General features: G+C 64.7%; 12 protein-coding genes. 7 read left to right on the forward strand and 5 right to left on the reverse strand.

Annotation, left to right across the window (positions count from 1 at the left end; genetic code table 11):
- Positions 1-160 precede the first annotated feature (160 nt).
- Complete coding sequence (locus RHBS_RS19275) at positions 161-865, forward strand: VTT domain-containing protein (RefSeq protein WP_121872197.1); 705 nt, start codon at positions 161-163, stop codon at positions 863-865.
- A gap of 28 nt (positions 866-893) precedes the next feature.
- Positions 894-1,589 (forward strand): DedA family protein, encoded by a 696-nt coding sequence (locus RHBS_RS19280; protein ID WP_121872956.1) that lies wholly within the window; start codon positions 894-896, stop codon positions 1,587-1,589.
- Between the two features lie 37 nt (positions 1,590-1,626).
- On the opposite strand, the gene RHBS_RS19285 is transcribed toward RHBS_RS19280, so the two are convergent.
- The 4 genes from RHBS_RS19285 to RHBS_RS19300 all read right to left on the reverse strand — a co-directional run bounded on the left by RHBS_RS19285 (position 1,627) and on the right by RHBS_RS19300 (position 5,043).
- Positions 1,627-2,763, reverse strand: coding sequence for a glycoside hydrolase family 76 protein (locus RHBS_RS19285; protein WP_121872196.1), 1,137 nt, complete (start codon positions 2,761-2,763; stop codon positions 1,627-1,629).
- 74 nt (positions 2,764-2,837) lie between these two features.
- Positions 2,838-3,527 (reverse strand): TrmH family RNA methyltransferase, encoded by a 690-nt coding sequence (locus RHBS_RS19290; protein WP_187298559.1) that lies wholly within the window; start codon positions 3,525-3,527, stop codon positions 2,838-2,840.
- A complete protein-coding gene (locus tag RHBS_RS19295; RefSeq protein WP_183130375.1) occupies positions 3,524-4,132 on the reverse strand; it encodes a DUF6636 domain-containing protein in 609 nt (202 codons plus the stop codon). Before RHBS_RS19295 ends, RHBS_RS19290 begins: the two co-directional genes overlap by 4 nt.
- Before the next feature lie 122 nt (positions 4,133-4,254).
- Entirely contained in the window at positions 4,255-5,043 is a 789-nt protein-coding gene (locus RHBS_RS19300; RefSeq protein ID WP_121872953.1) for an SDR family oxidoreductase, read from the reverse strand.
- An 89-nt stretch (positions 5,044-5,132) separates the two neighbouring features.
- Between RHBS_RS19300 and RHBS_RS19305 the strand changes: the two genes are divergently transcribed.
- Positions 5,133-5,585: a DUF3592 domain-containing protein gene (locus RHBS_RS19305; RefSeq protein ID WP_121872195.1), complete on the forward strand. Its 453-nt coding sequence runs from the start codon at positions 5,133-5,135 to the stop codon at positions 5,583-5,585.
- On the opposite strand, the gene RHBS_RS19310 is transcribed toward RHBS_RS19305, so the two are convergent.
- Positions 5,556-6,191, reverse strand: a complete 636-nt coding sequence (locus tag RHBS_RS19310; RefSeq protein ID WP_121872194.1) for a lysoplasmalogenase family protein — start codon at positions 6,189-6,191, stop codon at positions 5,556-5,558. The two genes, RHBS_RS19305 and RHBS_RS19310, sit on opposite strands and share 30 nt — an antisense overlap.
- A gap of 132 nt (positions 6,192-6,323) precedes the next feature.
- Between RHBS_RS19310 and RHBS_RS19315 the strand changes: the two genes are divergently transcribed.
- The 4 genes from RHBS_RS19315 to RHBS_RS19330 all read left to right on the forward strand — a co-directional run bounded on the left by RHBS_RS19315 (position 6,324) and on the right by RHBS_RS19330 (position 9,204).
- Positions 6,324-6,920 carry a hypothetical protein gene (locus RHBS_RS19315; RefSeq protein ID WP_128646251.1) on the forward strand — a complete coding sequence of 199 codons (597 nt, stop codon included), beginning with the start codon at positions 6,324-6,326 and terminating at the stop codon, positions 6,918-6,920.
- Positions 6,921-6,995: 75 nt separating this feature from the next.
- The gene (locus RHBS_RS19320) at positions 6,996-7,457 is read left to right on the forward strand and encodes a MarR family winged helix-turn-helix transcriptional regulator (protein WP_128646252.1); all 462 of its coding nucleotides are present in this window, start codon (positions 6,996-6,998) and stop codon (positions 7,455-7,457) included.
- Positions 7,454-8,680 carry an MFS transporter gene (locus RHBS_RS19325; RefSeq protein ID WP_121872191.1) on the forward strand — a complete coding sequence of 409 codons (1,227 nt, stop codon included), beginning with the start codon at positions 7,454-7,456 and terminating at the stop codon, positions 8,678-8,680. Before RHBS_RS19320 ends, RHBS_RS19325 begins: the two co-directional genes overlap by 4 nt.
- 275 nt (positions 8,681-8,955) lie before the next feature.
- Positions 8,956-9,204, forward strand: a complete 249-nt coding sequence (locus RHBS_RS19330) for a hypothetical protein (protein ID WP_128646253.1) — start codon at positions 8,956-8,958, stop codon at positions 9,202-9,204.
- The last annotated feature ends 7 nt before the right edge of the window (positions 9,205-9,211 follow it).

Here is a 9,211-nt window from a genome sequence, read left to right on the forward strand (position 1 = left end):
CCGCAGGCTCCACTCCCGCTGACGTCGGCCGGGAGCGACGGCCCGTCGACGGTGCCGAACAGGCCATGACGTTCACAGCGGGGCGACACCTTCTGTTCAGGACTTACCAGTTTCGGCCGGTAGTGTGGGCGCGGTGAGTCTCCTAGCTGCCTCGGAAACGATGACGACGAACCTGGCCCTGTTGCCCGGATTCCTCGACCCGGTGAACCTGCTCAACTCCTTCGGTCACTGGGTGCTCATCGGGCTGCTGCTGGTGGTCTTCATCGAGTCGGGGCTGCTGTTTCCGCTGCTCCCAGGCGATTCCCTCCTCTTCACAGCCGGGTTGATCGCGGCTTCGAAGTCCACCGAGATCGAGCCGTTCGCGTCCATCTGGACCCTGGTCATCCTGATCCCGATCGCGGCGATCCTCGGCGATCAGGTCGGCTATCTCATCGGCACGAAGGGTGGTGCGGCCCTCTTCAAGAGCAACGATTCGCGATTCTTCAAGAAGAAGTACATCGACGAATCGCACATCTTCTTCGAGAAGCACGGTCCGATCACCATCATCCTGGCGCGCTTCGTGCCGATCGTGCGTACGTTCGCACCGGTCGTCGCCGGTGCGTCGCACATGAAGTACTCACTGTTTCTCACCTACAACGTCGTCGGCGGCATCCTCTGGGGCGCCGGCGTGACCGTGCTGGGGTACCTGCTCGGGCAGATCGCGTTCATTCGTGACCACGTCGACATCATCTTCCTCCTCATCGTCGCCGTCTCCGTCCTCCCCATCGTCATCGAGGTCGGCAAGCGAATGATCAAGGCCCGCAAGACTCCGCTCGGGGAGGCCACCGACGTGATCGAGGCCGTCGCCCCGGACACCAAGTCCTGATCGAGATCTGCCGAAAGTGATCGAGTCCATGTCGTCGATTACCACTGCGCTGCCGACCGCGTCCGTTCAGGCGGTCGGCAGTTTCGGTCCGCTGGAGACGGCAGGCCCCCTCGTCGTGTGGATCGTCGTGATGACCTTCGTGTTCATCGAATGCGCGGTGATCATCGGGTTGTTCCTGCCCGGAGATTCGATGCTGATCACGGCAGGAATCGTGATGGCGACCCATGCGTCGGGCACCGGTCACATCTGGGCGCTCTCGCTCGGTGCGATGGTCGCCGCCATCGCAGGCAACCAGGTGGGGTACTCGATCGGTCACCGAACCGGCTCGACGCTGGTGGCCCGCAAGAACGGCAAGTACCTCAACACCAAGAACCTGCACAAGGTCAATCTCCTGCTCGAGAAGCACGGATTCTGGGCGGTACTGGTCGCGCGGTGGATCCCCTGGGTGCGCACCCTGTGCCCGCTGGTCGCAGGTGCCGCGAAGATGGATCACCGCAAATACACGATCGCCAGCACCCTCGGAGCCATCATCTGGGCTCCGGTACTGCTGCTGATCGGGTTCTACTTCGGCTCGTTCATCGACGGCATCCCGTGGCTGATGCCCGCCGTCCTCATCGGCATGATCGTGCTGCTCGTCGTCGGAACCGGGCTCGGCATCTGGCAGTACCGCAAGGAAATGGCCCGCCCCGAGGAGACCATCGAGGTCGAAGAGGTCGTCGAGTAACGACTAGAAACCGGCAGGAGTGGAGCCCGCGGAACGACTAGAAACCTGCAGCTGCGACGCGGTATGCGGCTTCCATGAGCATCCAGCCGCCGAGTTGCACCGAGAGGTCCCGTTCGGGCACATCTGACGGTCGGACCGTTCCTTCGGTGAAGGTGGCGATGTGCAGGCCTTGCCCCGGGAAACGGGCTTCGCGGGTCCAGTCGGCTCCGAACAGTGGATTGTCTTCCACTTCGAGGCGGTTCTCCCACGCCGACTCGGCCGAGTTCAGCACGATCGCTGCTGCGAGTTCGCGGGCTCGGTCGTCGGCGTCCGAGTCTCCGGGTAACTCCAACGCAACGATCGCCAGGTAGCGCGCGAGGATCGGGTTGAACAGGCCGCCGTCTCCCCCACCGCCGCCGGTGATGACGAGGTTGCGGGTCAGGTGGTTGTCTATGGCGTCGACCAGGGCATGGACTCGCTGGGCGTGCCTGGGTTCGCCGAGCCGAACGGCGAGTTCGGTCTCGAGGCCCAACGTGACGCCTTGGCAGTAGCTGTACACGGCGCGTTCCATCTCACCGGGCTTTCCGGCATCGACGAGTGCGCGGGTGGAGTGCATCCCGTCGAGAATCAGCCCCGTGCGCGGGTCTTTGAGGGTGCGGTCCATCCAGTCGGCCATCTCCTGGGCACGCCACAGCCGACCGGTGCGCGCCAGCATGATCGCGGCCGGACCGTTGGCTGGTGCGTTGTAGAAATCCGACTTCTTGCGCCACGGAATGCCACCACCCTCGGCCGGGGACCAGGCGTCGAACAACTCCATCTCGATCTGCTGGATGCCGCCGCGATTGCCGACGAAGTGCTGCCGCTGCGCGCGTTCGAGCGCCAACCCGAGCCACGCCATGTCGTCGTAGTAGTTGTTGGTCCACCCGCTGACGTTGCGGGTTCGGTGTGCTCGGGTGATCTTGTTCAGTCGCCGACGGCGCTTGGCCGTGAGGTCGCGATCTGCGGCGTCGACCGCACAGTCGAGCAGGTGGGCCTGCCACCAGTAGTGCCAGCGCAGGAACATCCGTTCCTTGCGCGCCGGTGGCCAGGCGACGACTCCCAACGTCGTGCCCGGGAGCCCCCACAGCCGACGCATGTGCCGCGCGACGACGGCCCCCTCCGCAGCGTCCGCACGCTGCGACCACAACTCCTGCATACCCGCAATCCTGCCACTACCGTTGCTGATTCGTTACATCCCGCCCCGGAAAGCACACCCGGAAGCGCTGAGCTTCACCACGCAGTATCGAGATCGGCATGCCGCCGAATCCAGGAGTGCATGGCAATCCCGGCGGCAACACCTGCATTGATGCTGCGGGTGGAACCGAATTGGGCGATCGATACCGTCATCGAGGCCGATTCGCGGGCACTGGCGGTGACCCCCGGTCCCTCCTGCCCGAAGAGCAGCAGGCAGTGACGCGGCAACTCCGCCGTCTCGATCGGCACTGACCCCGGGGTGTTGTCGACGGCCACGACGACGAGTCCCTGCTCCGCGGCGAACGCCATCAGCGCCTCCACCGAGTCGTGGTGATGGATGTGCTGGTAGCGGTCGGTGACCATGGCACCGCGACGGTTCCACCGACGACGCCCGACGATGTGGACCGCCTGAGCCGCGAAGGCGTTCGCGGTACGCACCACCGTCCCGATGTTGGCGTCGTTGGTGAAGTTCTCGATGGCGACGTGCAGCGAATGGCGTCGGGTGTCGATGTCGGCGACGATCGCCTCGCGTCGCCAGTAGCGGTAGGCGTCGACGACGTTGCGGCGGTCACCGCCGGCGAGCAGTTCCGGGTCCAATCGTGGATCGTCGGGCGGCGGTTCGGTGTGCGTGTCGGACCACGGTCCGACGCCGTTGGGGTTCTCACCCCACTCGGTGGGGCCGGCGTCGTCCGACGACGGCTCGCTGCCGATCGTGTTCTCGCTCAATAGACTTCGTTGCTGTCCGGTGCGATGCGGAAACCGTGTCCGGTCGCATCGTCGACACACGAGATGCCGTTCTCGGCGGACGTGCAGGTGAATCCGTTCTCGGCGATGGTCGCGCCGACCGCGAGCGGTGGATCGATCGTGTCCCCACCCGAGGTGTAGACCACGCCGCCGGAGCACATGAATGCCGCAGGCCCTTCGTTGGTGACTCGAATACCGTTGCCCCAGTTGATCATGCAGTCCTCGGGCCGCGGCGGCACCGGAGTGGTGGAGCCCTGGCACCCGGCCTCGGTACGGCTCGACAGCGGCACGATTCCGCACTGGAACAAACCGTCGGGGGAACTGAAGTAGTACGCACCACCGATGGCGGCGTACGTCGTCTGCGGTTCCTCGGTGGGCGGCGGCTCGGCCGGAGGCGGAGGCGGCGGGAGTGGTATCTCCGTGGTCGTCACGGGCGCAGGGGTGGTGGTTGCCGTCGTGGTTGTCGGCGCAAGGGTGGTGGTCGACGCAGGCGGCGGAGCCTGGGCAGCGGACTCACTGCTGCAACCGGTGAGAACGAGCGCCGTACCGGCCCCGACTACCACCAACCAGGCTCGCACCCAACCCATTTGCCGTACTCTGCTCGAACCCCACGTACTCAGCATGAAGAAACCCCGACCCACCTTTCGACACCGATTGCTCGAAAGACCGACGATACCGGCGCAGTGCCGGCATCGTCCGGCGACGAGTTCTAGGTGTGGCTCAGGCGCCGGTTGACCTCGCGAGTGAGCCATGCGGGCGAGAAGCGTGACCCGAGCGAGAGCGCCTTGGAAGGCAAGCCGACCGGGAAATGCACCTTGTGCAACCGACGCTTCACCGGACGGGTCGCGTCGAAAATCGCGTCGGACACATCTTTCACGGTGAGCTTGATTCCCAACGAGCTCGTGGTGCCCGTCGACACACCCTGGGTCATCGCCGTCTGGACGAACAGCGGCCACATGGCCTTGACGGCGATGTCGTACTTGCTCCACTCGAGATCCAGTGCCTCGGTGATGCCGCGCACCGCGAACTTGGACGCGCCGTAGGTCACCAACTCGGGCTGACCGTAGATGGCCGATGCCGAGCACAGGTTGACGACCTGAGCGCCGGCCGTGTCCCTCAGATACGGGAAGGCGGCGTGAGTGCCGTAGATGACCCCGTTGAAGTTGATGTCGATCTGCCGACGGTGCACCGACAGCGGCATGTCCTCGAAGGCACCCGCGGCCAGAATTCCGGCATTGTTGATCAGAATGTCGAGTCGACCGTCACCCTCCCCGACGAACTCCTTCAACCGGGTTTCCCACTGGTCCGAGTTGGTTACATCCAAGATGCCGGTGACCACGCGGCCGCTGAGCGAAGCAGCTTCCTTGCCGAGCGATGCCAAGCCGGTCTCGTCGATGTCGTACGCACCGACGAGGTAGCCATTGGCCGCGAACTTGAGAGCCGTCGCGCGGCCGATGCCGGCTGCAGCGCCTGAGATGAAGACAGTTGGTCGAGTCACATCGATCACCGTACATGTAACCCTACTTACCGGTAACCCCCTATCGTCGAATATCGATCAGTCGCTTCCAGCGACCCAGGAGCACCGAAGTGAACAACACGAGAATCGTCCGATCCGTCGTCTTCGTGACGACCGTTTACGCAATCGTGCTGGCGATCTGGATCGGTTGGCTGATGAAGCGAACTCCCCCCGGGACGCTTCCCTACCAGCTGGCGGCCCTGGTCGCCGGATTCGGCGCAGCGCTCGGCCTGGCCATGATGATCGCCGGACGACCGACGCGTGAGCAGAAGGAACTGATCGAACACGGCGTCGAAGGGTGGGCGACGGTGGACGCCATTCGCCGCATCGACGACGACACCGCCGAGTTGGACCTCGAATTCACCGTGCCCGGCTCGGGCAGCTACTTCGGCAAGATCGTGTACGACATCCCGCAGTCGGACACCTCGCGATTCGAGCCCGGCACCGTCATCGCCGTTCGCGTCGACCCTGCCCACCGCGAGCGAGTACTGCTGCTACCCCGCAGCCAGGGCCTCGACGAGTAGGACCTGCGCCGCGACGTACGTCGACAGAATGATCGCCTCCGCGGTCCGCCGCTGACGGTCCTCGGTCAGAAACAGTCGTCTGAACACGATCAGCGCATCGGAGACGGTGAACAGAACTCCGCCGATCATCAGCCGCCGATCGCCACCGCGTGAAACGGAACGAGCAGACAGGGTCGACGTGGTCGCGAGCACCGCACCGTAGGCGATCAGGGTCGACGCCACCGCGGGCTGACGCTTGGCAAGTAGCGTCGCCGCGACCGCCCATCCGGTGTACCGCGGAACGGCGTCGACCAGCGACGGACGCGCGCCCCTCCGAAACAGCAGATACGTGTAACTGCCCTGCATCACGGCGAACGCACGCGCGCCCCATTCCAGAGCGGAATCGTCGTCGGGGTCGATCAACAGCGCATCGCCGACCGTGGCGGCCGCAAGACCCGCCAACAGCACCCGATCTCGCACCGGATCGAGCCCGCTCGCCAGTGCCGGAACAATCAGCGGCTTGGCCATCCGCTGCACGGGCATCGACCCCGCCCACGCACCGACCACGGTCACCGCACCCGCTACCAGCGCGGCCGTGCGAGCCCGCCGAATCCGACCGACAACCATATGCAGACCTCCACAGAAATCTCGTCACAGTGAGCGTCACATGTGACGCTGACCCCTATCGCTTGATACTCGCAGGTCGCGTCGCCATCGTGGAAAGGTCGGTCGGATCATTTCGAGGCAGTGGGGACCATCATGCGCCGCAAACTCACCGGGCAGGACAGTTCGGGACGCTCCGCCTTCGACGGCCACCCCAACCCGTTGCTCCGCGACTGCGACGTACGCCAGGCACGCATCAAGCACTGGGTGACCGCACTGCTGATACTCATGGTTCCGGTGTCGCTGTGGATCGGTGCCACCGCCCACACCGATCAACAACAACGACTAGAGGACCAGAAGAGTTCGATCCACCAGGTCACCGCGACCACGACGGCCGTCGCCGAATCCACACCCGTGGCATCGACCGAGTTCGGCGCGACCGGCGCAGCGGCGACCGCCGTCGACTCACGTTGGGTCTACCGAGGCGTCGAGCACACCGGACGCGTCAGCGTCGACACCGGATCGCCTGCCGGTACCACCACGCAGATCTGGGTCGACAACAGCGGAGATCTGAGCATGCGACCACTGACCTCGTCGGACGTCGTCGCTGCGTCGATCTTCAACACCATCGGTAGCTGGGTGCTCGTGGCATCCGTTCTCATCGGCTTCTATCACCTGATGCGCTTCCGCTACGACGGTCGGCGGGACGCCCAGTGGGACCGCGACATCGCCGATCTCCTGCGCCAGTACTGACTCGTCGCCGTCGATGCCAGGCGGCGATACAGTGCGCTTTTCGTATAGATAGTTAGCGTATGTAATATTAATCCGGTGAGTCACTCCGACGCAGACATCCGGGACCTCCTGTCGCAATTGGTCACCAGCTCGTCACGGTTCGTCCGCTTGGCCGCACGGTTCGGCAGCGACGAATGGCCCAGAGCGTGGATGCGAGCGCTGTCGTTGCTGGAGGAATACCAGCCACTGCGTATCAGCACGTTCGCCGAGCTGGACCGCTGCTCCCAACCGTCGGCGACGGCATTGCTCACCAAGCTGAGCAAGAGCGGCCTCGTCACCCGGACCGCCGATCCCGACGATTCCCGTGCCGTCCTCATCGACATGACCGACGACGGCCACCGGTGGCTCGCCGCGGGTCGACGCCACATCGTCGACGGACTGGTGCCGTACCTGTCCGACCGCGACCCGGAACAGATACAGAAACTGACCGACGGACTGAGCGAGCTTCGCAGCATCCTCGAGCCCGTCGATCGCGGAACGAGAGGAACTTCTTCGTGACCACCAGCACTTCCTCCGACAGCCTGCTGAAGCAACCGCGAGCGGTGTGGGCCGTCGCGTTCGCCAGCGTCATCGCCTTCATGGGCATCGGCCTCGTCGATCCCATCCTCAAACCCATCGGCGAACAACTCGACGCCTCGCCGTCTCAGGTGTCGTTGCTGTTCACCAGCTACATGCTCGTGACCGGCGTCGCGATGCTGATCACCGGAGTGGTGTCGAGCCGCTTCGGACCCAAGCGCACCCTGCTGGTGGGACTGGCGATCATCGTCGTCTTCGCCGCCCTGGCAGGCACATCCGGATCGGTCGGCGAGATCATCGGTTTCCGCGCAGGCTGGGGACTGGGCAACGCCCTGTTCATCGCGACGGCACTCTCGACCATCGTCGGTGCCGCATCGGGAGGTGTCGCCCGCGCGATCATCCTCTACGAGGCCGCACTGGGTATCGGTATCGCCACCGGGCCCCTCGTCGGTGGAGTTCTCGGCGGATTCAGCTGGCGCGGACCGTTCTTCGGAGTTGCCGCACTGATGGCCATCGCGTTCATCCTGCTCATCGTCATGCTCCCGGACACCCCGAAGCCAGCGCACACCACGTCGATACTCGATCCGTTCCGCGCGCTTCGGCACCGCGGCCTGCTCACCGTCGGCATCACCGCGCTGCTCTACAACTACGGATTCTTCACCCTCCTCGCCTACACCCCGTTCCCGTTGGACATGGGCACGTACTCGATCGGCTTCATCTTCTTCGGCTGGGGCCTGTGCCTGGCGGTCGCGTCGGTGTTCATCGCACCGAAGCTGCAGCGGGCCTTCGGAACGCTGAACATGATGATGCTCGCACTGCTGCTGTTCGCCCTCGATCTGGGCGTCATGGCGATGTTCACCGAGAACAAGACCGTCCTCATCGTGGGAACCGTCGTGGCCGGGTTGTTCCTCGGCGTCAACAACACGCTGATCACCGAGACCGTGATGATCTCGGCACCGGTCGAGCGCTCGACGGCATCGGCGGCCTACAGCTTCGTTCGCTTCACCGGCGGGGCCGCGGCTCCCTACCTGGCCGGAAAACTGGGCGAGTCGAACATGCACGTCCCGTTCTGGGTGGGTGCCGCCTGCACCGCTCTCGCCATCGTGGTCCTGGCAACCGGCCGGAAGGTGCTCGCTCACGTCGACGACCACGAACCTGCACCTCACAGCATCGACGAGGCCCGGGCCGTGACGGTCGGCGACTGAAATACCTTCATCCGAACGGCTTTTCGCGGCGGTCGAGACGTACACGCCTCGACCGCCGTTGCATGTCGAGAATCTCTCTCGTCACATGCGTCCCATCAGTAACACTTTCATAACCAATTCTCAGGTAAAGCCGTTAACGGTTCCCGAGACCGGCCGGTTGGTTTACGGTCACGTCAACACGGTTGTTCGTGTGACTCACCAACAACACCCGTTCCGCGTGGGAGGGCGGGTGCGCGCAGCACGATGCTGCCACTGACCGAAGGGCCACAATCTCCATGTCGCAGAAGTCGATCGCCAGGTCCAAGAAGGCGCGCCTCGCCGCTGCCGGGGCCGCCATGGCACTGTCCCTCTCCCTCGCCGCACCGGGAATCGCCAGTGCGCAGGAACCGACCACACCGGACAGCTCCGTCGTCGAGCAGCCCGCCACCGAAGGCGGCACCGAATCCGGAGCCCCCACCGCCGAGGAGGGCGCAGCCGTCGAAGGATCGGCACCGTCGACGGGGAACTTCAGACACCCGCTGTGACCTCGGA

Source organism: Rhodococcus sp. BS-15, from assembly GCF_000813105.1.
Lineage (GTDB): Bacteria > Actinomycetota > Actinomycetes > Mycobacteriales > Mycobacteriaceae > Rhodococcoides.

Excerpts from the sequence above, each read along its gene's own strand:
- RHBS_RS19275 (WP_121872197.1), top strand. The coding sequence starts at position 161 with ATGACGACGAACCTGGCCCTGTTGCCCGGATTCCTCGACCCGGTGAAC.
- RHBS_RS19280 (WP_121872956.1), top strand. The coding sequence starts at position 894 with ATGTCGTCGATTACCACTGCGCTGCCGACCGCGTCCGTTCAGGCGGTC.
- RHBS_RS19285 (WP_121872196.1), bottom strand. The coding sequence starts at position 2,763 with ATGCAGGAGTTGTGGTCGCAGCGTGCGGACGCTGCGGAGGGGGCCGTC.
- RHBS_RS19295 (WP_183130375.1), bottom strand. The coding sequence starts at position 4,132 with ATGGGTTGGGTGCGAGCCTGGTTGGTGGTAGTCGGGGCCGGTACGGCG.
- RHBS_RS19310 (WP_121872194.1), bottom strand. The coding sequence starts at position 6,191 with ATGGTTGTCGGTCGGATTCGGCGGGCTCGCACGGCCGCGCTGGTAGCG.
- RHBS_RS19315 (WP_128646251.1), top strand. The coding sequence starts at position 6,324 with ATGCGCCGCAAACTCACCGGGCAGGACAGTTCGGGACGCTCCGCCTTC.
- RHBS_RS19330 (WP_128646253.1), top strand. The coding sequence starts at position 8,956 with ATGTCGCAGAAGTCGATCGCCAGGTCCAAGAAGGCGCGCCTCGCCGCT.